At 42.4% G+C, this 22,681-nt stretch carries 24 protein-coding genes; 18 read left to right on the top strand and 6 right to left on the bottom strand.

The window, feature by feature from the left end:
• Positions 1-17 precede the first annotated feature (17 nt).
• From NST74_RS15855 to NST74_RS15835, 5 genes are all read left to right on the top strand, one after another.
• Complete coding sequence (locus tag NST74_RS15855; protein WP_042128147.1) at positions 18-1,010, top strand: ABC transporter permease; 993 nt, start codon at positions 18-20, stop codon at positions 1,008-1,010.
• A 58-nt stretch (positions 1,011-1,068) separates the two neighbouring features.
• Positions 1,069-2,049, top strand: coding sequence for an ABC transporter substrate-binding protein (locus NST74_RS15850; protein WP_339286712.1), 981 nt, complete (start codon positions 1,069-1,071; stop codon positions 2,047-2,049).
• Positions 2,050-2,162: 113 nt separating this feature from the next.
• On the top strand, positions 2,163-3,773 hold the full coding sequence (locus NST74_RS15845) for a response regulator (RefSeq protein ID WP_341113143.1): 1,611 nt from the start codon (positions 2,163-2,165) through the stop codon (positions 3,771-3,773).
• Positions 3,774-3,898: 125 nt separating this feature from the next.
• Positions 3,899-5,554: a cache domain-containing sensor histidine kinase gene (locus NST74_RS15840; RefSeq protein WP_341113142.1), complete on the top strand. Its 1,656-nt coding sequence runs from the start codon at positions 3,899-3,901 to the stop codon at positions 5,552-5,554.
• Positions 5,551-6,540: a substrate-binding domain-containing protein gene (locus NST74_RS15835; RefSeq protein ID WP_341113140.1), complete on the top strand. Its 990-nt coding sequence runs from the start codon at positions 5,551-5,553 to the stop codon at positions 6,538-6,540. The genes NST74_RS15840 and NST74_RS15835 overlap by 4 nt, the downstream gene beginning before the upstream one ends.
• Before the next feature lie 61 nt (positions 6,541-6,601).
• Here NST74_RS15835 and NST74_RS15830 read toward each other — a convergent pair whose 3' ends face one another.
• Positions 6,602-7,486, bottom strand: coding sequence for a LysR family transcriptional regulator (locus NST74_RS15830; RefSeq protein ID WP_341113139.1), 885 nt, complete (start codon positions 7,484-7,486; stop codon positions 6,602-6,604).
• 332 nt (positions 7,487-7,818) lie between these two features.
• Here NST74_RS15830 and NST74_RS15825 point away from each other — a divergent pair, with 332 nt between their 5' ends.
• The 9 genes from NST74_RS15825 to NST74_RS15785 all read left to right on the top strand — a co-directional run bounded on the left by NST74_RS15825 (position 7,819) and on the right by NST74_RS15785 (position 14,841).
• Positions 7,819-8,751: a phosphate ABC transporter substrate-binding protein gene (locus NST74_RS15825; RefSeq protein ID WP_341113137.1), complete on the top strand. Its 933-nt coding sequence runs from the start codon at positions 7,819-7,821 to the stop codon at positions 8,749-8,751.
• A gap of 91 nt (positions 8,752-8,842) precedes the next feature.
• A complete protein-coding gene (pstC, locus tag NST74_RS15820) occupies positions 8,843-9,745 on the top strand; it encodes a phosphate ABC transporter permease subunit PstC (RefSeq protein WP_042128137.1) in 903 nt (300 codons plus the stop codon).
• Positions 9,742-10,638 carry a phosphate ABC transporter permease PstA gene (pstA, locus tag NST74_RS15815; RefSeq protein WP_042128135.1) on the top strand — a complete coding sequence of 299 codons (897 nt, stop codon included), beginning with the start codon at positions 9,742-9,744 and terminating at the stop codon, positions 10,636-10,638. Before pstC ends, pstA begins: the two co-directional genes overlap by 4 nt.
• A gap of 39 nt (positions 10,639-10,677) precedes the next feature.
• The gene (gene pstB / locus NST74_RS15810) at positions 10,678-11,454 is read left to right on the top strand and encodes a phosphate ABC transporter ATP-binding protein PstB (protein ID WP_042128132.1); all 777 of its coding nucleotides are present in this window, start codon (positions 10,678-10,680) and stop codon (positions 11,452-11,454) included.
• Positions 11,455-11,575: 121 nt separating this feature from the next.
• Positions 11,576-12,178 (top strand): nitroreductase family protein, encoded by a 603-nt coding sequence (locus tag NST74_RS15805; protein ID WP_341113136.1) that lies wholly within the window; start codon positions 11,576-11,578, stop codon positions 12,176-12,178.
• A gap of 247 nt (positions 12,179-12,425) precedes the next feature.
• Positions 12,426-12,605 carry a helix-turn-helix transcriptional regulator gene (locus tag NST74_RS15800; protein ID WP_341115902.1) on the top strand — a complete coding sequence of 60 codons (180 nt, stop codon included), beginning with the start codon at positions 12,426-12,428 and terminating at the stop codon, positions 12,603-12,605.
• A gap of 226 nt (positions 12,606-12,831) precedes the next feature.
• A complete protein-coding gene (locus NST74_RS15795) occupies positions 12,832-13,548 on the top strand; it encodes an MBL fold metallo-hydrolase (RefSeq protein ID WP_341115901.1) in 717 nt (238 codons plus the stop codon).
• A gap of 1 nt (position 13,549) precedes the next feature.
• Positions 13,550-14,122: a TetR/AcrR family transcriptional regulator gene (locus NST74_RS15790; RefSeq protein WP_341113135.1), complete on the top strand. Its 573-nt coding sequence runs from the start codon at positions 13,550-13,552 to the stop codon at positions 14,120-14,122.
• A 26-nt stretch (positions 14,123-14,148) separates the two neighbouring features.
• Positions 14,149-14,841 (top strand): AlkZ-related protein, encoded by a 693-nt coding sequence (locus tag NST74_RS15785; RefSeq protein ID WP_341113133.1) that lies wholly within the window; start codon positions 14,149-14,151, stop codon positions 14,839-14,841.
• Between the two features lie 96 nt (positions 14,842-14,937).
• Here the strand turns inward: NST74_RS15785 and NST74_RS15780 are convergent, their stop codons facing one another.
• From NST74_RS15780 to NST74_RS15770, 3 genes are all read right to left on the bottom strand, one after another.
• Complete coding sequence (locus NST74_RS15780) at positions 14,938-15,120, bottom strand: hypothetical protein (RefSeq protein ID WP_042128123.1); 183 nt, start codon at positions 15,118-15,120, stop codon at positions 14,938-14,940.
• Between the two features lie 222 nt (positions 15,121-15,342).
• On the bottom strand, positions 15,343-16,572 hold the full coding sequence (locus NST74_RS15775) for an aminopeptidase (RefSeq protein WP_341113131.1): 1,230 nt from the start codon (positions 16,570-16,572) through the stop codon (positions 15,343-15,345).
• A 51-nt stretch (positions 16,573-16,623) separates the two neighbouring features.
• Positions 16,624-17,856 carry an aminopeptidase gene (locus tag NST74_RS15770; RefSeq protein ID WP_341113130.1) on the bottom strand — a complete coding sequence of 411 codons (1,233 nt, stop codon included), beginning with the start codon at positions 17,854-17,856 and terminating at the stop codon, positions 16,624-16,626.
• 177 nt (positions 17,857-18,033) lie between these two features.
• On the opposite strand from NST74_RS15770, the gene NST74_RS15765 reads away from it, so the two are divergent.
• Positions 18,034-18,309 carry a hypothetical protein gene (locus NST74_RS15765; RefSeq protein ID WP_341113128.1) on the top strand — a complete coding sequence of 92 codons (276 nt, stop codon included), beginning with the start codon at positions 18,034-18,036 and terminating at the stop codon, positions 18,307-18,309.
• 62 nt (positions 18,310-18,371) lie between these two features.
• Here the strand turns inward: NST74_RS15765 and NST74_RS15760 are convergent, their stop codons facing one another.
• Positions 18,372-19,718 carry a TrkH family potassium uptake protein gene (locus NST74_RS15760; RefSeq protein ID WP_341113127.1) on the bottom strand — a complete coding sequence of 449 codons (1,347 nt, stop codon included), beginning with the start codon at positions 19,716-19,718 and terminating at the stop codon, positions 18,372-18,374.
• A gap of 158 nt (positions 19,719-19,876) precedes the next feature.
• Here NST74_RS15760 and NST74_RS15755 point away from each other — a divergent pair, with 158 nt between their 5' ends.
• From NST74_RS15755 to NST74_RS15745, 3 genes are read left to right on the top strand one after another with little or no spacing between them, the layout of a single operon-like run.
• Positions 19,877-20,233 (top strand): VOC family protein, encoded by a 357-nt coding sequence (locus NST74_RS15755; protein ID WP_375103045.1) that lies wholly within the window; start codon positions 19,877-19,879, stop codon positions 20,231-20,233.
• A gap of 24 nt (positions 20,234-20,257) precedes the next feature.
• Positions 20,258-20,686: a GNAT family N-acetyltransferase gene (locus NST74_RS15750; RefSeq protein WP_341113126.1), complete on the top strand. Its 429-nt coding sequence runs from the start codon at positions 20,258-20,260 to the stop codon at positions 20,684-20,686.
• Positions 20,687-20,692: 6 nt separating this feature from the next.
• Positions 20,693-21,244 (top strand): GNAT family N-acetyltransferase, encoded by a 552-nt coding sequence (locus tag NST74_RS15745; RefSeq protein ID WP_341113125.1) that lies wholly within the window; start codon positions 20,693-20,695, stop codon positions 21,242-21,244.
• A 35-nt stretch (positions 21,245-21,279) separates the two neighbouring features.
• On the opposite strand, the gene NST74_RS15740 is transcribed toward NST74_RS15745, so the two are convergent.
• Positions 21,280-22,605 carry a hemolysin family protein gene (locus tag NST74_RS15740; RefSeq protein WP_076120528.1) on the bottom strand — a complete coding sequence of 442 codons (1,326 nt, stop codon included), beginning with the start codon at positions 22,603-22,605 and terminating at the stop codon, positions 21,280-21,282.
• Positions 22,606-22,681: the final 76 nt, after the last annotated feature.

The following is a 22,681-nucleotide window of genomic DNA, read 5'->3' as shown; positions in this document are numbered from 1 at the left end:
TCGGAGGTGTCAAGGTCATGAAGATCGCAGATAAAGGGATTAGTCAGTCTATTGGCTCTAAGCAAGCCGGGGCGCAATCAGGGTTTAAACAAAAATTGTTAGCATTCGCAAGTTTGATCATACTGGTCATCGTATTTTCAATAGCATCAAGTAACTTTTTTCAATTTTCTAATTTAGTCGGGATCCTCGTCTCTACAGCTGTAATTGGTGTATTAGCACTAGGAGCAACCTTTGTAATTATTACGGGTGGAATCGACCTTGCTTTGGGTACTGTGATGACCTTCTCCTCTGTGATGGTTGGTGTCATCATTACATTCTGGGGTCTACCCGTTCCGCTCGGAATTGTAGGCGGGATTCTAGCTGGTGCACTATGCGGCTTTATAAGTGGCTTAATGGTGGCGAAGATGAATATTCCACCATTCATCGCCACTCTAGCAATCATGATGGTCACTAAAGGATTATCACTTGTTATAACGGGTGCCAAGCCGATTTATTTCAATGATGATCCGATTTTTGCCAAGATTGCAATGGGGAAGATGATCCCAGGCATTCCGAATACCATCATTATCTTCCTATTGCTGGGGGTTATCGCAAGTATCATTTTGTCGAAGACGATTATTGGACGCTATAACTTCGCTCTTGGCAGCAATGAAGAAGCAACTCGCCTATCAGGTGTGAATACGGTCAAATGGAAGATTGTTATCTATACTATCACAGGAATTTTCAGCGGAATTGCTGGTATCTTGATGGCATCACGACTAAATTCAGCCCAGCCGTCACTTGGCACTGGTTATGAACTTGAAGCTATAGCAGCTGTCGTTATTGGAGGCACATCTTTGAGTGGGGGCGTAGGTTCAATTTTAGGTACGATTATTGGTGCGCTGATTATGAGTGTACTGACGAATGGCTTACAAATTATGTCCGTTGCTCAGGAATGGCGGACAGTCATTGTCGGTGTTGTCATCATCATAGCAGTATATGCTGATATTCTTCGCCGACGGAAGCAGTGAACGAGGTATTATCTCCATACGGAGTGATATACAAACAAATGACGAGGGGGAAGATTAAATGAAACAACGTCGAAGAGGGATTATCTTGCTTGCCAGTTTGTTACTGGCTACTACCTTACTAGGTGCTTGTAACAACAGTGATAGCAAAAAAAGTGCTTCCGGTTCAGACAAACCATACATCCCAGTCATTTCAAAAGGCTTCCAGCATCAATTCTGGCAAGCGGTGAAGCAAGGAGCCGAGAAGGCTGCGAAGGAGTTTAATGTTGAGATTACGTTTGAAGGACCAGAAAACGAGAGTCAGGTAGATAAACAAATTGAGATGCTACAGACGGCGCTAGACAAGAAACCGGCAGCCATCGCATTAGCAGCTCTAGACAGCAAAGCAGCGATTCCATATCTGGAAAAGGCAAAGGAAAACAATATTCCAATCATTGGCTTTGACTCCGGTGTAGATAGCGAGATTCCTGTAGCAACAGCAGCGACTGACAATAAAGCGGCAGCAGCTTTGGCAGCTGATAAAATGGCTGAGTTGATCGGCAAGAAGGGTAAAGTAGGTCTAGTCGTACATGATCAAACGAGCAGCACAGGTCAACAGCGTCGTGATGGCTTTTTAGAACAAATGAAAGCGAAATATCCCGATATTGAAGTCTTAGAACCGCAATATGGCGGTGGAGATCAGTTGAAGTCCACGGATCTTGCAAAGGCGATGATGCAGGCAAATCCAGACCTAAAAGGGATCTATGGCTCAAACGAAGGATCTGCAGTAGGTGTGGCTAATGCGGTAAATGAATTGCAAATGGGTGGAAAGATTGTGGTCATCGGATTTGACTCCGGTAAACAGTTAATGGATGCTATTCGAAGTGGTGTTGTGGCCGGCGCTGTTACACAGGATCCCATTGGTATCGGTTATCAAGCGGTGAAGGCAGCTGTGCAGGCGATTAAAGGGGAAACCGTAGAAAAGAATATTGACACCGGGTTTCACTGGTACGATAAGAACAATATAGATTCCGATGAGATCAAACCTCTGCTGTACGAATAGAAGAGATTAATAATAGAGGTTGCCTCAAGAAGGCAACCTCTATTATGCTTATCCCAAAAGGTAAACTTTTACATTATAAGTATTCGATGAATTCATAGCTGAGGAGGTGTTGGATGTATAAGATTATTCTAGTTGATGATGAAGATGAGGTTCGTGAGGGGATTAAACAGAAGATAGCATGGAGTAACCATGGTTTTGAACTTGTTGGAGATTTCGATAACGGCAGAGATGCTCTTGATGCAGTAGAGCGGTATCGACCGGATGTGATTATTACAGATATTTGCATGCCCTTTATGGATGGACTAGGATTGGCCAAAGCTGTAATGGAAAGATACCGGGACATGAAGGTCATTATCGTGACTGGTTATGAAGACTTCGAATACGCCAAGCAGGCTATATCTTTGAAGGTGACTGAATATTTGTTAAAACCGATTAATGCTCGCGAGTTTGCCGAGTATCTATGCAAAATGAAGCAGGATTTAGATGAAGAGCATTTACAAAAGGCCAATATTGCTAAGCTTCGCATGCAATTAAATCAGAGCTTTCCTTTGTTACGCGAACGATTTCTGGAGAAGCTTGTTACTACTCGAATGAGAAATGAAGAGATCGAAAATAAAATGAATTATTTCCATATACAGCTGCGGGGTGCGGTTAACCTTGCAATCGTAATAGATATAGAAATTGAGAATCGGAGCCTGGATATTGCTTCAGAGGCGGAGCTGCTACGCTTTGCCGCTTTTAACATTGTGCAGGAACAACTTGAAAAGGAGCAGGGCGGTGTGGTGTTTCAGACGAGAGATGGTAAACTCGCCGCGATTTTATCAGGGGATTCCGAGGAGATCGAAGTCACAACACAACTTCTTGCGGATCAAGTACAAACCAGCTTGAACAAGTATTTGAAACTGACGGCAACCATCGGCATCGGTAGAAAATATGCTGGCTTGCAGCAAATTCCACACTCCTTTCAGGAAGCGATTTCATCCATAGAATATCGATATCTTTTAGGCATAGATAAGGTTATCTCCATACAGGATCTTGAGTTTGGCAAAGGATTTGATCAAGCACATTTCTCTTCATGGGAAAAAGAATTCATATCCGCGTTGAAGACCGGTAAAGCATCAGCGATCTCGGAGGTCCTCTCAAAGTGGTTTCAGGAGCTAAAGAGCAACAGCTCTTCTATAGAAGATTGCCGCAGTAGCATCTACCAAATGCTCGTTTCTCTAATGAACTATGTAGTCGATATAGGATTCCCAAATACAGAGCTTGTTTCGCATAATATGTTTGCTGAGGTTGCAGCCCTTAAGACTTTAGATGAAGCTAGGAATTATTTGGAGAGAACTTGCCATGAGCTGATACTCAAGCTATCGGAACAAAGAACAACCGTCAGAACCTCTCAGATGAAAGCAGCAGAAGCTTATATTCGGGAGAATTATTGTAATGACAGCTTTTCACTTAATGAGCTGTGCAGCCATATTTTTATGAGCATCAGTTATTTCAGTGCGACTTTTAAACAGCATACTGGAGAGACTTTTATTGAGTATTTGACTCGTCTCCGTTTGGAAAAAGCTAAAGAGCTCCTTACCGTCACACAGTTGAAGACTTATGACATCGCTGCTAGAGTTGGCTATGCTGATCCTCAGTACTTTAGTGTGATTTTCAAACGTAATGTTGGGATCACACCGAAGGAATATAGACAGCGACAGAAGGAGAATCTCCTTCTATGAACCCTCATCGCTTCTTCCGAAGTCGAAGTATTCATAATAATATCGCTATTTCTTTTTCCCTTCTTATTCTCTGCACAACTATAGTTCTGAGCTATACCTCATACCGACTCTCCTCAGCTGCCGTCATGGGGAATTCCGTAGCCTATACTTCACAATTAATAGAACAAGTAAAACTGAATATCGAGAATTATATTAGCAACATGGAGAGTATTGCTGCTTTGGTATTAACTAGTAGTGATCTTGAGAGATATGTAAAAGGTTCGAGTTCGGGACAAGAAGGGAAAGTCAAAGATAAGCAGTTAGCCAGCCAATATCTTCGATCTGTCGTCCAATCCCGCACCGACATTTCTTCTATAGTGTATGCAAGCTCGGAGGGGATAACGGTTTCAGATCGACTGGACGCGGTTTTGAAACCGCTTCCTGAGTTGATTGCTCAAGAGTGGTATCAGCAAGCTTTGAACCAGACGGGAGTGGCTGTCTCCTCTTCACATGTGCAGCACTTATTTCAGGATGAATACCGATGGGTAGTGTCGATCAGTAGAAAGCTATCAGATACCTTTTCAGAAATGGAAGCAGATCGACAGGGTGTGCTGCTTGTAGATCTTAATTACAGCGTTATTAACAATTTGTGCAAACAAATCGAACTGGGAAAACGCGGTTATGTATTCATCGTAGATCCGTCAGGGAGCCTAGTCTATCATCCTCAACAGCAGCTGATCTACTCGCAGCTTAAGTTTGAGCAATTGGAAACCGTTCTTGGGATTAAAAGCGGGTCGGTTACAGTGAACACTGGGAACGAACAGAAGCTGTACACGGTGGATACAACCAGCTTTGGCTGGAAGATTGTAGGGGTGACCTATCCGGATGATCTGGTTGCTAACAAACAGCAGATGCAAGGGACCGCCGCTTTATGGGGAGCTGTAAGTCTCATCTTTGCCATGGCTATATCTGTACTTCTTTCGTACGCACTAACTAAGCCACTTAAGAATCTAGAAATAAACATGAAAAAAGCTGAACGCGGAGAGTTCGACATTCGTGTGGAAATTGAGAGCCCGAACGAAATTGGCAAGCTCGCCCGAACATTTAACCTGATGATTATGAAGATTAAAGAGTTGATGAGTCAGATTGTGATGGAGCAAGAGATGAAGCGTGTGAGTGAGTTGAAGGCACTACAAGCACAGATTAAGCCCCACTTTTTGTATAATACCCTAGAATCAATCATCTGGATGGCAGAGACCGGAAAGATGGAGGAGGTGGTAGAAATGACCTCATCATTGTCGAAGCTGCTGCGTTCTACAATTGGTGAGGGTGAGGAATTGATCCCGATCGCACGAGAACTAGAACATATTCGGCACTATTTAACGATTCAGAACATGCGCTATCGCCATAAATTCACTTATTCAATAGAGCTGCAGGAAGATATTCTTAAATGCAGTATATTGAAATTAGTCCTTCAACCCTTAGTTGAAAATGCGATTTATCATGGGATAAAACATAATCCTGAGCAAGGCCACATCCTGATTAGGGGGAAAAGAGAGCACAACGATATTACCATTCAGATAATTGACAATGGTGTAGGCATGAATCCAGAGCAGATGGGCAAGTTACTGCTTCAAAAAGCAGATTACAGGATGGGTAGTGGAGTAGGTGTCGCGAATGTGAACCATCGCATTCAGCTTTATTTCGGAGATCATTACGGTTTGTCTTTTGAAAGTGAAATGGAAGAAGGGACGACGGTCACTTTAAGAATTCCTGCGCTCTATGAGGAGGAGAATCCATGAGCTCACTATGGTCGAAAATAGGCCTGTCCGCTCTATTGTTATTCTTCATAATAGCGCTCGGGTGGGTAGGTTATCGTATGTTTACGAATGAGCTTGATCCAAAAGTCAGAACCATTATCTACGTTCCTAAGACTATCGACACCAGTATTGAATTCTGGGAGGTAATGAAACAAGGTGTGGCGACTGCAGCCAAGGAATTCGGTGCAGATGTCCATACGATTGGAACAGATACCGAGCTAGATGTGGATAAGCAGATTCAACTGCTGGAACAGGCGATTGAGGAGAAGCCCGATGCCATTATTTTAGCTGCTACCGACTATTATCGTCTCGTTCCGGTTGCAGAGCGGATTAAGGCTGCTGGCATCACTCTTATTACGGTGGATTCAGGACTTAACGGCGGTGTATCAGAAAGCTTTATCGCCACAGATAATTACGAAGCAGGACGTAAAGCAGCGCAGGAGTTGATTGGAAATATTCATAGCGACGATCAAGTCGCCATTATGAATTTTGTACCAGGCTCCGCTACCGCTATTGAGAGGGAGAAGGGGGTTCGTGATGCTTTATCTCAGAATGGAGTAGATCATGTGCACGATACCCTTTTTAGCAACGGTTCTTCACAGAAGGCATACCAATTAACTGTTGAACTTCTGAAGAATCAGCCGCAACTGAAGGGAATCATTGGCTTAAACGAGCCATCTACATTAGGAGCGGGTCTGGCAATTATGGATTTGGGCTTAAAATCAAAAGTGAAGCTGGTGGGGTTCGACAATTCAAGTAGTGAGGTTCATTTGCTGGAGAAGGAAATTATGCTGGGCACGGTGATTCAAAAACCTTTTACCATGGGGTACCTGGCCGTGAAAACTGCACTTGAAGCCGTTTCAGGTCATAAAGTAGATTCTGTTATGGATACAGGCTCCGAATTCATTACAAAGGAAAATATGTATACAACCGAGAATGAAAAGTTAATGTTTCCTTTTATAGAATAAAAAAAGGAGAGTCCAAAACCGTTAAGGCTTTGGATTCTCTCTTTTGTTAAAGTATAAGGTCCTATAAGTTATTTAATATGTCGGCAAAAGACTGCTGTAACGGCGTTAATATATGATCTTTTCGCCACGCCAGAACAAAACCACCGCTCTCAGGTAAAACTCCCGGTAGAGGAGCATAAGAAAGACGACCTAATTCAAGTTCTGCTTCAATACTAGCTTTAGAACAAATTCCTACGCCACCCCCCTCACTGACTAGCTTCTTTAGGGTCTCAGGTAAGTTCAACTCGGATCGGTTCCATAAACGAAAATGATTTAATTCTGCCCATTGATCTGCAAATCCCCGTAAACAAGAGCCAACCTCATGCTGAATCCAAGGTTCAAGTGCGATCTGTTCCGGTGTTAATTTTTCTATAGTTTCGAATGGATGACCAGGTGCGAAAATGAGCACAGGCTCGTCGCGGACAATGAGCTGAAAGTTAAAGGACTCATCATACCAATCAGAAGTGTGTAAAATAGCCATTTGAATTTCTCGGCTTCGGAGTCGTTCCTTTAACAAAGAATCACTTTGGATCGTCATGGAATTATTAATCCCCGGATATTGTTTCATGAATTGGATTATCGCTTTAGGTAAAATATAAGTTGCAGGAATATAACTTGCTTCCAGCTTTAATGTACCTTGTGAAGGGGAAGCAAACTGTTTAACAGTGCGTTCAGCTTCAGACGTAAGTGAGACAATCTTAAGTGCATATTGATAAAGGGCCCGACCTGCATCTGTGAGTAGTACTCTTCCACTTCGATATAGGAATAAAGGTGTTCCAAATTCATTCTCTAGATTCTTCATATGAAAAGATACAGTGGGTTGTTTAAGGCCTAACTCAGCAGCTACATCGGTTACTTTCTTATATTTTTCAAGTAGGATAACGATCTTTAATTTCATAATATTCATGACTTTCCTCCGCACAAAGCTTAGTTGAATAACAAATTATATGTCCATTATAGATTAAATCTATACATATATATAGTTTATATTGGTATTTTTATCGTTGGCTTTACAAAGTTAAGAAGTTTCTCTAACGAACGAGCTCTAGAATAAGAAGAGTCAGAGGGGCCAAGAAGCTCCCGACAACAACAATAACATATGCGTACAATGCAATTTTACAGTAAACAAGCATATGGGGGCCAAAGCTCCACAACACCATGTTAAAGCTTTCGAAGCCAGTTCCGTATGAACTGTATGAGGAAGCCGTGCTAACAAAACATTTAGGAGGAGACAAAACAATGCAATTCAAAAAATCTTGGGTTATGACTTTGGCTTTAACAAGCGTACTGGCACTTTCGGCCTGCGGTAATGGTGGGGCAAACAACACGGGAGGAAACGCTGCAGCTACAAATGAAGGTAGCGGCGCTAAAATAAGTGGTTCGATTCTAGCTTCAGGTTCAACAGCACTACAACCATTGGTTGAGCTGGTAGCCGAGAATTTCATGGATAAAAATGCTGGTGTGGACATTCAGGTTCAAGGCGGCGGTAGTGGTACTGGTCTTACTCAAGTAGCTGAGAAACAAGTAGATATCGGTAACTCTGACGTATTCGCAGAAGAAAAACTAAAAGATGCAGATGCAGAAAAAGCAGCAGCTCTTGTAGATCATCAAGTAGCAGTAGTAGCGATCGCAGCAGTAACTCATCCGGATGCTGGTGTGGACAGCTTGACTAAGCAACAGCTTATCGATATTTTCACAGGAAAAGTTACAAACTTTAAAGAAGTTGGCGGAGCGGATCAAAAAATCCAAATCATCAACCGTCCAGGCAGCTCCGGTACTCGCGCAACCTTTGAAAGCTTTGCACTTGGAACTAAAACTGAAGATATCCCAGGATCGATTCAAGAAGATTCCTCCGGTACTGTTAAGAAAATGATCGGAGAAACTCCAGGGGCTATCGGTTATCTGGCTCTTTCATACCTTGATGATTCAATCAAAACACTTAGCCTTGATGGTGTAGAAGCATCTGTAGACAATGTTATTTCTGGTAAATATCCAGTATGGGCTTACGAGCACATGTACACAAACGGCGAACCAAATGAAACAGTAAAGGCATTCCTTGACTTTTTCTTGACAGACGAAGTACAAACAGGTGAAGTCGTTGAGCTTGGATACATTCCAGCAGTAAAAATGCAAGTTACTCGTGACGTTGCAGGAAATGTTACAACTAAGTAATTTACTTCTAAGTAATTTGTAAGGATTAGAATCTCAAGTGATTAGAGGCGGATACATCTGCCTCTCTTTTCACTTTAGAAAGAGGGAGCAATTGAGGGTGAAACTAAAGAACTCACGCATCGAGAAACATCATATTGAAGATTTTGTGGGACGTACATATATGTCCTTCTGTGTACTGCTATTGATAACAATCATTGTATCGATGGTATATTTTGTGGCGTCTAAAGGTATTTCAACTTTCACAAGTGGCGATGTTAGCGTTACTGATTTTCTATTCGGAACAAAGTGGTCACCTGAAGCAGATACGCCATCCTTTGGTGCTTTTCCGTTTATCACTGGATCCTTCTTAGTTACTCTTCTTGCAGCATTGATTGCTAGTCCACTTAGCCTTTGCGCTGCGCTGTTCATGACTGAGATTGTCCCAGGATGGGGCAAAAAATTGCTTCAGCCCGTAATCGAGCTGTTGGCAGGTATCCCTTCAGTTGTGTATGGTTTCATCGGATTAAGTGTTATTGTACCGTTTCTACGCAACAACCTGCCTGGTCAAGGCATCGGGGTAGCTGCAGGCGCGCTTGTGCTCTCGGTCATGATTCTTCCGACGATTACAAGCGTGGCTGCAGACGCGCTGGCTTCATTGCCGCAAAATTTAAAGGAATCCTCCTATGCGCTTGGTGCCACCCGGTGGCAGACGATCTCTCGAGTGATTATTCCGACAACGTTTCCTGCTATTATGACTGGTATTGTACTGGGGATGGCACGTGCGTTTGGTGAAGCCCTTGCTGTACAGATGGTTATTGGGAATGCGCCATTCGTACCAAAATCACTCTTTGAATCAGCTTCTACCCTGACGAGTGTAATCACGCTTGGAATGGGGAACACAACCATGGGCTCTGCGCACAATAATGCTCTGTGGAGTATGGCACTGGTTCTTATGCTGATGACCTTTGTATTTGTCTTCTTTGTGAGACTGCTTGAAAGGAGAAATAAGATTTGAAGCCGAGAACCGTAAATAAAATTGCCACTAGCCTTATTGTGTTTTTCGCATTGCTCATCGTAGCTATTCTGGTTGGTCTATTAGGATATATCCTCTTTCGAGGTCTTAGTCACATTAGTTGGGATTTTCTATTCTCTGCACCGCAAAAAATTCGAGCAGGTGGAGGAATTGGCCCTCAGCTATTCAACTCCTTATTCCTTTTGGTACTCACGCTAATAATTACAGTACCTCTTGGACTGGGTGCCGGTATTTACATGGCTGAATATGCTCGTCCAGGGAAAATCACCGGCTTTATTCGCTTAATTGTTGAGGTATTATCATCGTTCCCTTCAATCGTAGTCGGCTTGTTTGGTCTATTGCTGATCGTTAACTATTTTAATCTTGGCTTTTCCTTAATCTCTGGAGCACTGGCATTGACGGTCTTTAATCTACCGCTGATGGTTCGGATTACTGAGCAAGCTTTCCGAAGTGTTCCGAAGCAACAAAAAGAGGCTGGTTTTGCACTAGGATTGTCCAAGTGGAAAATCGTAACCTCCGTGTTGTTTCCAGTAGCATTACCAACCATTATTACCGGTACTATCTTGTCCGCTGGCCGTGTCTTTGGGGAAGCAGCCGCGTTGATGTTCACTGCAGGAATGAGTAGTCCAAGACTAGATTTCACCAACTGGAATCCGCTTAGTCCAAACTCACCACTGAATCCTTTCCGTCCAGCTGAAACACTGGCTGTTCATATCTGGAAGGTAAATAGTGAAGGTCTTGCTCCTGATGCCGCGCAAATTGCAGCGGGAGCTTCAGCAGTACTTGTAATTATGGTGTTAATCTTTAACTTGGCAGCACGTTATTTCGGTAGATTTATTTATCGTAAGCTTACAGCTTCAAAAAGAATGAACTAATTCCTAAAAACTAAAGTAGAGATGTAGGAGGAGTAATCGATGGGAACGTCGGCAACAGCAGTGCGTGAATCTTTTCAAACCGAGGACCTGAGTATTTTTTATGGAACATATGAGGCAGTAAAGGGGATTAGTCTTCCTTTTGCTGAAAATACGGTTACTGCACTGATCGGCCCATCCGGCTGCGGTAAATCAACCTTTCTTCGTTCACTGAACCGTATGAATGACGAAATCTCCGGATCAACAACCAAAGGAAGCATCTGGATCGATGGCGTTGATATTAATGCTCCTGGAACAGACGTGATCAAACTGCGTCAGAAGATCGGGATGGTTTGGCAAAAGCCGAATCCGTTCTATAAATCCATTTATGATAACATCGCCTTTGGACCTAAGTACCATGGTGTTAAAGGAAAAAAAGCACTTGATGAGATCGTAGAGAGCAGCCTTCGTAAAGCAGCATTATGGGATGAAGTGAAGGACCGTTTAAAAGATTCAGCATTAGCTTTGTCCGGTGGACAACAGCAGCGTCTTTGTATTGCAAGAGCGTTGTCAGTTAACCCACAAATTCTACTCTTGGACGAACCAGCCTCCGCACTAGATCCGGTTTCTACTGGTAAAGTTGAGGAGCTCATCAAGGAGTTAAAAGAAGAGCTTCGCATTGTAATTGTGACGCACAACATGCAGCAAGCTGCACGAATTTCTGATTATACGGCTTACTTTTATCTGGGATCTCTTGTAGAATACGATAAGACGGATAAAGTCTTTACTAATCCTGAGAATCAAATGACACAAGAATATATCATGGGTCGTTTCGGCTGAAGCCTTTCAACATCGTTCCTTAGGGAACGGTGTTTTTTTGTTTCTATTATTTGCAAAAGGCAGATAGATACTGTATCATTAATGATAATGATTATCATTATTACTATAGGGAGTGGATCTCATGACACAAACTCAACCGACTCAAAAGAATAGCGTAGCTGAAGTAATAAAAGAAAGACGCTCTATTAAGCTTTTTAAAAAAGATCCACTGCCACAAGGTCTATTAGAGGAATTGTTAAATATAGCGGTATGGGCGCCCAATCATGGGGTGCGTGAGCCGTGGAGATTTATTGCTTTTCAAGGTGATGGTACAAAGTTCTTGGCTGAAGCGGCATTTGCTTTCGTGAAACGTGCTTTTTCTGATCCTGAAGTGGCTGCTAAGCGAAAAGAATATATCTCAAATATTCCCTTAACGTTAATTGTGGTGATGCCTGAAGATCCTCGGCAGAGAGAGTGGGATGAGGATTTTGCAGCAGCTTCCGCACTTGTACAGAACTTTCAGCTAGCGGCTTGGGAACAGGGCGTGGGCACGATTTGGAAGACCGATCCTTATATCAATAATCCTGATTTCCGCAGCAAAATTGGCGTGAAGCCAGGTGAGAAAATAATTGCCATGATTCATGCCGGATATCCGGAAACCGTGCCAGACAGCCGTCCACGGACGGATGCTTCGGAACTACTGCAGATCATTGATAGCTATCCAGAGAACGATGTAGTGGAGTAAGCAGGAGACTATACGGTATTTGAATAGAAATTTTCAACGGAATATATGTCTAAAGCATCCGAAGGGGTGCTTTTTTTGTTGCTTAGAACTCGTCGAAGAAACTGTGATATTGAATCGTGTAGATATATCGGTCAGCATGTTAGAAGCAATATATAATGTACACAATGATTGGTATAGATTACAATTGGGTAAAATGGATGAATCTACATAAGGAGGAATTGGCGTGGGGGAGAACAAGAACATCAAGATGAAACTGGCTCGTGTACAAAAAGATCTTTCCCAAGAACAGTTAGCAGAAGTAGTAGGGGTTACTAGACAGACGATTGGCCTGATTGAAGCCGGGAACTATAACCCGACACTTAAATTGTGCATAGCCATATGCAAGGCATTAGATCGATCATTAAACGATATTTTTTGGGAGGAATAAGATTGAAAGGGTCAAGGATTTAGGATGAGCTGATTATTACTGAATTCAGAAGTCTTGTACACATGGGTTTATGATGGTGTTCGTGGGTTTCTTGATTAGTTTTTTGTAAAAGTGTTTGTACAGAGAAAAATCTACATGGTTAGAAGAATGTATCATTCGCTCTTGCTAAACTAATATGATTAGTTTATATTCAAGCTAATACCATTAGTTTTGTGGAGGGGTTATGATGAGAGTAACACGTGAAGCTTTTTTGCTACAGCTGACTTGGATGCCAAGAGTGTTTCCTGTGAATTGTTACCTGATTGAGGAAGAGAATGAATTGACTTTGATAGATGCAGCCATGCCGTTCAGTGTAAAAGGAATTATAGATACCGCAACGAAATTAGATAAGAAGATCACTCGTATTATATTAACGCATGCGCATGACGATCATGTAGGTGCACTGGATGAGCTGAAGAAGCAGCTCCCAGACGCTCAGGTGTACATTTCTGAAAGGGATGCGGCATTGCTACGCGGAGATCGTTCACTTCGTGAGGGAGAACCTCAGACTCCTATAAAGGGAGGCGTGCCCAAGAAGGTAACAACGAGACCAGATGTATTGCTCCATGACGGAGATACCATAGGTTCATTAACAGCAATTCTAACTCCTGGTCATACTCCTGGATCTATGTCTTTCATTGATTCTCGAAGCGGCGCTGTTATCGTTGGAGATGCATTTCAAACCTTCCGAGGAACCGCAGTTTCAGGCACCGTTATTCCTTGGTTTCCGTTACCGGCTATGGCAACCTGGAGTAAAGAACAAGCATTAAAAAGTGCGATTAAGCTTCTAGAGGCTCCCCCGACTATACTGGCTACTGGACATGGAGACTTACTTAGGAACCCAGTACAAACCATGGAGAAGGCTATTCACAAAGCACAAATGATTCAAGATAGGAGTAATTAAAATGTCACCTAGAGCAGGATTAGATCGTCGTACGCTAGTTATTGCAGCAGCAGAAATCGCCGATCATGAAGGAATAGAGGCCGTAACCTTAGCCGCATTGGCTAACAAACTAGGTGTTCGTTCTCCGTCTTTATACAATCATATTAACGGGCTACAGGAATTGCGCACACAACTTGCGATTTATGGACTAGACGAGCTTTCCAATGTAATAAACAACGCCGCTAAAGGCTTTAGTGGAGACGACGCTGTACAGGCGATGGGGCGAGCATATGTGGACTTTGCACGAGCCCGACCAGGATTATACGAGACAACGCTGCGAGCCCCTGAACAGGCAAATACGGAGCTGGAAACGGCAAGTGATCATATTTTGCAGCTGATCATTCATGTGATGAAGGATTATCAATTAGGCGAGGAAGGAGTAATTCATGCCGTACGCGGGTTACGAAGCATTCTGCATGGATTTGCCTCTTTGGAGCAAAAAGGCGGTTTTGGAATGCCTCTTGATACGAATGTAAGCCTATCTCGGCTCATCAGCACTTTTATTGCTGGGATAGGAAATATGAAGTCAAATTAATGGAGTACATAGGAGATGATGAAGTGATGTATAAGGGATTTGAAGAAGGCAGTGTCACCACTTTTGAAGAAGCTGCAGCAATTGTCGCCAAGATTGGGATATTGCCGCTTGCAACCCTGATTCCTGAGCACCCATCTTTAAACGGATTAACGAAAGCGGAGAATTGGCATACAGGATCAGAGCTAGATCCGTGGTCATGGCGTGTAAGGTTTCCTGGTGAAGGTCTAGCCGGATATGGAAAGTTTGTTAAGAAAAAAGCTATCTTAGTCTCTAGAGATTGGTTTCCAGCATTTGTGGCAGCTTTAGGCAGTAATAAATCTATAGAAGAACGATATAATGACGGATTGGCAAGCAGAGAAGCAGTTGCCTTACTACAAATTATCCGTGAACATCAAGGGATTGATACGCGTATCCTTCGTGCGGAAGCTAATATGAAAGCTAAAGAAATGAAGACGGCATTCGATAATGCGGTTTCGGAGCTCCAGGCTTCACTAGACATCGTTATATCAGGTGTAAAAGAACGCAAAAATGCAGAAGGAGAGAAAAATGGCTGGAGTAGCACCTCGTTTGAGACCGTAAGTCATTGGATGGAAGATAACGGACTTTCCACATTTGAGGGTGACAGAGGAGAGGCTGTTGCTTGGTTACAATCCGGAATGAGTGACATATGGTCGCCTTCAGCAATGGCATGGACGAACAAAGCATTCTCACGGAAATAAGAAGAAACGATGTTGTAGTCAATAAAAACGGTTAATCACTACTCCCATGAGAGTGATTAACCGTAAGCGTTTTCTAATAAAGTCATATCCATCACATTATTGTTCCAACATTGGTGCCAAGTAAGCAATCAGGAAATACAAGAATCCGAAAAACAGCATAACATAGGCGGTATATTTGATTGCATTAGATGCAACAATTCTTGAATCCACCGGTGCTTGAATTTCTAGCTGTTCTTCTTCAACGCTGTCAATTTCATTGGATATTGGATCTCTTAACATGATAATCCCCTCCTTGGAAATTCAATCCTTAACTGTATTGTGACATATTTGTGAACGGAAATCAACAATAGTGTGAACAATTATCGAACTTTTATTCAAATTTGGACTATTTATTTTCTGGATATCTAGTATGCAATAAAAAAACAACCTGCTTTTGTCCTCGGAAGAGGAACCAAGCAGGTTGTTTAGCATTTTATTTATACATTAATTTAAGCGAACAAACTAAGCCCAATCGCCGTCACGGAAGATAGGTACGGTTGTTCCATCATCCTTAATACCATCTATGCTCATTTCAGGTGATCCCATCATAAAATCAACATGTGTATGGCTTTGGTTCATTCCTTTTTCCTGCAATTGTTCTTTGGTCATTGTCGTCCCCTCGTGAAGGGTAAAGGCATATGCTGCACCTAACGCCAAATGGCAGGATGCATTCTCATCAAACAACGTAGTGTAATATAGAATACCGCTCTCTGAGATCGGGGAGTGGAAAGGCACCAACGCGACTTCTCCCAAATAAGCTGAACCCTCATCTAACGCGATCAGGGAAGCCAGGGTTTCTGAACCTTGTTCAGCTGTGAAATCCGTTACTTTACCGTTCTCAAAGGTGAGGGTGAAGTTGTCAATAAGATTCCCCCCGTAGCTAAGCGGTTTTGTGCTGCTTACCTTACCGTTCACACCAGACTTCAGTGGGGCAGTAAATACTTCTTCAGTTGGGATATTGGCGAGGAAAGGAACACCTTTACCATTAACAGCTCCCGCCTGACACCAAATATGCCCCGCAGGAAGCTCAATCGTCAAATCGGTTCCTGGCGCTGTATAATGCAGCTTACGGAATTTATTATCATTCAATGTAACACAACGTGCTTTTAGACCCTCTAAATGTTGACTCCAGGCTTGAATAGGATCAACTTGATCCGCACGTGTGGCTTTAAAGATAGCTTCCCATAGCAAATCAATCTGCTGATCAGGTGCTGCCTCAGGGAATACCTTTGCCGCCCACGATGGTGATGGGAAGGCTACAATACTCCAGCTCGCGTGATTCCCCATTAACAGTTCACGATAAGGAGCTAATGTCTGTCCGGAGATCCGCTGATTATCCGCAATTCTTCCTGCTTCAACACCGCTCAATAGATCTGGGTTCGTTGAAGTTATTGAAAGAAATGCAGCCCCCTTTTTAGCCAGATCTTCCAATTCATCCGCTTGCCATTGCGGCGGTTCCAAGAAGGAATCGGAGGGAGCAAGGTCATAACGTGTCCGCGTAACAACCTCGTCACTATAATTAACCTTGACGAGTTTCGCACCCGCTTCATAGGCTTTTCGTACCACAAGACGTACTAGTTCTGCAGAAACGATGTCGGCATTTACAACAAGGGTCTGCCCAGGTTGGATATTTACACCAATCTTCACTGCCAGCAACGCATAATTTTCAAGTTTTTGCTTGAAATCCAACATAGTCTCAACTCCTCCCAATATCTCTAGTCTTTTATTTCATAGTTGCAATAATTAGAACGCCCAGTTTCCATTTAGGAATACAGGTTCTTCGGTTCCATCAGCAGAGATACCATAAATGTTCATCTCCGCTGAACCGATCATGAAATCCACATGGGTGACACTATTATTCAATCCATGTGCAATCAGTTCATCAGGAGTCATATCTTTACCGCCTTCTAAGCAGAAAGCATAAGCCATACCTATTGCTAGGTGATTGGATGCATTCTCATCAAACAAGGTATTGTAATAAAGAATATTGGACTCAGAGATAGGAGACTTATGAGGAACTAATGCAACTTCACCGAGGTATTTTGCTCCTTCATCCATACTAATGAGGTGTTCTAGTGCTTCTTGGCCTTGCTCTGCACTAACACTTACAATTCGTCCGTTCTCAAAAGTAATAGAGAATCCATCGATGATATTGCCACCATGGCTAAGAGGTTTTGTGCTTCGTACGGTGCCATTTACACCAGTCTTTAGGGGAGCAGTAAATACTTCTTCGGTAGGCATATTGGCTACAAAAGAATGACCTTTAGCATTAATGCTGTCTCCTTGTGCCCAAATATGGCCTTCTGGAAGCTCGATGCTTAGGTCCGTACCAGGTGCTATGTAATGCAGCTTTTTATATTTTTTTGAGTTGAGTACATTTGCTTTTTGATCTAAGGTGTCGAGATGTTCTTGCCATGCAGCTACCGGATCTTCACGATCAAGGCGTACGGTGTGGAAAATAGCCTCCCAAAGTTTACTTACACGCTCTTCAGCTGGAACATCCGGAAATACTTTATCTGCCCATGCCTGACATGGTACTGCAACAATACTCCAGCTAACTTTGTCGGACATTTGCATTTCACGATATTTGGTGAGTGCGGCTCCCCGAACTTTTTGATAATTGGAAATGCGCACGGGATCGATGCCCTTAAGTGCATCAGGATCTTCCGCGATCACGTTAAGAATAGCCGCACCCTTCTCGGCGAGTTCGGTCATTTCACCTGCGTACCAAGTAGGAGGTTCAGTGAACACTTCTGGAGCAGCATGTTCAAACTGCTGGCGTGTAATGCTCGCATCACTCCAGTTTACCTTCACCAAGCTTGCTCCAATCGCATATGCCTTAGCGGTGATCATACGAACAAAATCTGCTGCAAGAATCGGCGCATTCACCACTAGAATTTGTCCTGGTTGAACGTTAACCCCAATTTGCACAGCTAGATCTGCATATTTACTAAGCTTTGCTTCGAAATCAGTCATCGATATTTCCTCCATTTGCTAATAGTTTGGTACTAAATAAGTATTGTACTAAATTATTAACCGCCGGATGAAAAAAGTCAATTACATGGAATTTACAGTGTAAATGGAGGAATTACATTCATTTCAATGCTATACTGAGAGAGGAAATGATTTGATGAAAGGAAGGACGATTAGCGGATGAATTTAGAGATCGTAAGTGCTGAAATGAGCCGTAAAGAGGATAAAAGCTATGTAGGGAGGACGATATTCACTCTCGAAAACCATAAGGCTCCATATGAGATTACTTTTTTCAGTACAAGAGGAACGGAATGGGATTACAGCCTAAGCTTTGCAGATGAACCTGGAAGCGAAGAGCAGTTCTTAGAAACTGACGCGCTGCTTGAGAATGATGATGATATATACAATCAGTTGCTTGATGCAGCACTAGATAAACAAGAGATTGTCGAAGAGTAAAACATTGAATTGTTGATGTGATTACCAGCGGCAATATTGATTGCCGCTGGTTACATCACACCTTAACCGATAGTAATCTTTCCTTCAGGATAGCGGTAAAGTTCCTTACTTCCCTTAGGCTTGAGTGCATAAGCTAGAGTAAGCGGACCTGTCCGACCCAGAAACATTAGAATAATGATGAGCAGTTTACCCGCAGTAGTCAGTTCTGGTGTAAGTCCCATGGAGAGACCGGAAGTCCCGAATGCCGATACGGATTCAAAGAGTACGGCAAGGAAATCAGCCTCCTCTGTTACGGATAACAACATCGTAGCGATGACAACTAGCATCAGAGACATTAATGTCATTGTCACAGCTCTATAGACATTTTCTTTAGCAATCCGGTAACGAAACATTACAATATCCTCTTTACCCCGTAACCTTGCAGATACCGCAGCCACCAGAATAGCGAATGTAGTAATCTTAATTCCCCCACCAGTAGACCCAGGCGCAGCTCCTATGAACATTAGCATAATCATAAGAAATTGTGTTGATTCCCGCAAAAGTGGTATTTCAATCGTGGTGACACCGCCTGAACGTGGCGTTATCGCTTGTAATAAGGTGGCCATCATCTTCCCACCTGCACTCAACGGCTTAAGCGTAGAATTAAACTCCAACAAGAAAAATAGAGCAGCACCAATGACAATCAATATGGCAGAGGTTGAAAGAACAACCTTTGAATGAAGTGTTAGCTTTTTGCGTTTAGGAAAGTCCAACACATCGGATAGGACGATAAATCCGATCCCTCCAAGGAATATGAGGGCCATCGAGGTAAAGTTAACAATAGGATCATTAACATACCGAGTAAGTCCGCTAAAGGGTCCGTGAATGTCACCAAACAGGTCGAAGCCTGCATTATTAAAGATAGATATACTATGAAAAATTCCATAATAGACAGCTTTCCCAAAAGGCATGTCCATAATAAACCTTAAGGTAAACAAAAAGGCACCCGAAAGCTGAATAACAAGGGAATAAATCAGCACTCTGCGGATTAGCAGTACAATACCTTGCATCGAATTTTGGTTCATGGATTCTTGCATAAGAATTCGCTCTTTTAAGGATATTCGTTTATTAAGGACCAAAGTAATCAATGTAGCCATTGTTACAAAACCCAGCCCACCGAACTGAAATAATACGAGTAGAACAACTTGTCCAAAGGTAGTCAGCTGTGTCCCTGTATCAATGACTGCCAAACCAGTAACACAGGTTGCCGATGTTGCCATGAATAATGCATCAATAAAAGAAATTTTCCCTTCTACTGAAGAGGCCGGGAGACTGAGCAATATAGTTCCGGCGGTGATAAGTATTACAAATCCTAGTGATAAGACTTTAGGTGGAGTTAGTTTCAATCCACCGAAGTTCAGGTTAGCCAATTCAATTCTCCTGTCATACGTGAAATTAGAGTAGTGCTCACAAAATTATAACATAACTTACCAGACCTTCCCTAAGGGGAGGGAGGTAATTGACATATTTTATCGAATTATTCTAGAATAACACCCTATTCTGCAAACTTAAAGAGGAGGCTTTCTTAATGGTGATAAGTCCGATTCTGAATCAGATTGGTGCGGTTTTTATTCCGGTAAAGGATATTGAGAAATCTAAAGAATGGTATTGTCAATTACTTGGGTTACCTTTGGATGGTGAAGTATTATTCGGGCATTTATACGTGATCCCCATGCAGGGACCGGAAATCGTATTAGACAGCAAAATTTACACTTCTGAATCCGTTCTTAATATTCCCTCTTTTCATTTAAATACTGAAGATATAGATGCTGCTTATGATTATGTGAAAGCAAATGGTGGTGAGATTCTTACAGATATCGAGCATGACCATTGGTTTAATTTTAAAGATCCTGATGGGAATGTGATCATGGTCTGTCGTTGTTAAATTGAGTAAGAAAGGAATAGACAGATGATAAGAGAGGCTGTTCCTGAAGACGCTGTGTATATTGAAAGTCTTTATCGAATGTTGTTACCTGAGCAAACAGCTATTCAAGTGTCACCAGAACGACTGAAGCGGATCGCTGAGAATACGGATAGCTTTCTTTATGTGTGCGAAGAAGAAGGAATTATTGTTGGGACGCTTCATCTTCATTTGTGTATGGATGCTTTATGTGACGATCGACCCTTTGCTGTCATTGAAAGAGTTATCATAGCACAAGAGGTGAGAGGGAAAGGACACGGTGCAAAATTAATGAGATACGCTGAGCATGTAGCCACCTCTAGGGGAGCCCTTAAGATCATGTTATCGAGTGCGGTCAGAAGGGAGGATGCACATCAATTTTACGAACATCTTGGATACAATAGCAGCTCCAGTAAGCTGTTCAAAAAGTACTTATAGCTATTTATGATTGGAAGTGATGAGATGATGGTTACCCTTAAAGTGCTGATTCCAGAGGATGCAGAGGAATTACTTCGTCTGCAGCATCAGTTGGATCAGGAAACGAAATTTATGTTATTAGAACCTGACGAACGACAATCAAGTCTTCATCAGGTCAAAGAGATGATCGAAAGCCTCGCTTCAGCAGATACTTCAATCCTTATTGGTGCAGAGGTAGATAACTCTTTGATCGGTTTTATGTCGATTAGAGGTGGAAGTGTTAGACGCAATCGCCATAGTGCGTACATAGTCATTGGCATTCTGAAACAATATCAAGGTCAGGGAATCGGCGCGGCTCTATTCCGAGAGTTGGATAGATGGGCTAGGGATACTGAGATTGTTAGACTTGAGCTAACAGTCATGGCACATAATGAGCTGGCTATCTCTCTTTATTTCAAAAATGGGTTTGAGATCGAAGGGACGAAAAGAAAATCGCTTATGATTGATGGCCAGTGGGTAGATGAATATTACATGAGTAAGATTCTGGTACAAGAAAAAAGGATAGAGGATCAGATTTAATCTGATGACTCTACCCTTTTTTTATGTTTAAGAGCTTATGAATGCTCTAACTCTGAAGATTCAGTGTTCTCTGTAGTCTCAATGATGACTTCAACCTTGCGTACACGATATCTGTTCATCTCACGAATGATTAAGGTTACGTGGTCATGAACAATACTTTTACCAACGGCTGGATCTGGGATATGGCTGTATAGCCAGCCTCCAATAGTAGTCACTTCCTCATCTTCGAAATCAAGACCGGTGAGTTCCTTGACCTCAATTAGAGACACCTTACCGTCGAACAGATAATTTGTATCGCTAATTTTCTCAACTTCTCTGCGTTCATCACCGTCAAATTCATCTCGAATTTCACCAACGATTTCTTCTAAAATATCTTCAATTGTAATGAGTCCAGACGTTCCGCCATATTCATCAAGCAGCAGGGCGATATGCACCCGCTCCATTTGCATACGTGTTAAAAGATTCTTAACAGGTGTTACCTCAGATACGGTCAGGACAGGCTGGATCAAGCTTTTGAAATCAAAATCAGGATTGTTATCATATTGCAAATAAAGCTGTTTTGTATTGATCATTCCGATGATATTATCCTTGCTGCCCTCTGCAACCGGGAAACGAGTATATTGTTCCTTGCGGATAATCTCGAAATTTTCTTTCAATGAATGATTGGTGAAAAGACATACCATATCGGTTCGTGGAACCATGATTTCTTTCGCCAACATCTCATCAAAAGTAAAGATACGGTTTACATAGCCATATTCAGCTTTATTGATTTTTCCACTTTCATAGCTCTCGGACAAGATCAAACGAATCTCGTCTTCACTATGTGCGTCTCCATGCTCACTGGCAGGCTTCATCCCGAAAAGGCGAACAAGCAAATTTGCGGAACCGTTCATAAACCAAATGAGTGGGTACAAAATTCTGTAGAACCAAATAATCAGCGGTGATGTAATTTGACCAATTCTTTCCGGAATGTTTATAGCTACCGTCTTCGGAGCAAGTTCACCGACAACGACGTGTAGGAATGTTGCAATAATGAATGCAAATGCAAAAGCAAGAGGGTGACTCACACTTGAACTAATGTTAGCCCAGTCGAATACCGGAAGGAGCAGTTGCTCAAATGCCGGTTCTGCTAATGCACCAATACCCAGAGCAGTGATCGTAATCCCGAGCTGACACGCGGATAAGTACCCGTCAAGATTAGCGGAAACCCGTTGTACAGCTAACGCATTCTTCTTTCCATCGATCACCATTTGACTGATCTGGCTACCTCTAAGTCTCACCAATGCAAATTCCGTTGCTACAAAAAAAGCGGTTAAAATAATCAAAATAGCCACCAACGTCAAACTAAGTCCTATACCCATATAATCTTTACCATCCCTTTCGTTCCTAAAATAGGTTATACTCATATTATGAGTTCTTATGAACTATTCTACGAAC

Source organism: Paenibacillus sp. FSL F4-0125 (assembly GCF_038008565.1).
Taxonomy (GTDB): domain Bacteria; phylum Bacillota; class Bacilli; order Paenibacillales; family Paenibacillaceae; genus Paenibacillus_AQ.
The sequence above is the reverse complement of the archived record's forward strand: the minus strand, read 5'-3'. Positions and strand labels throughout refer to the sequence as shown.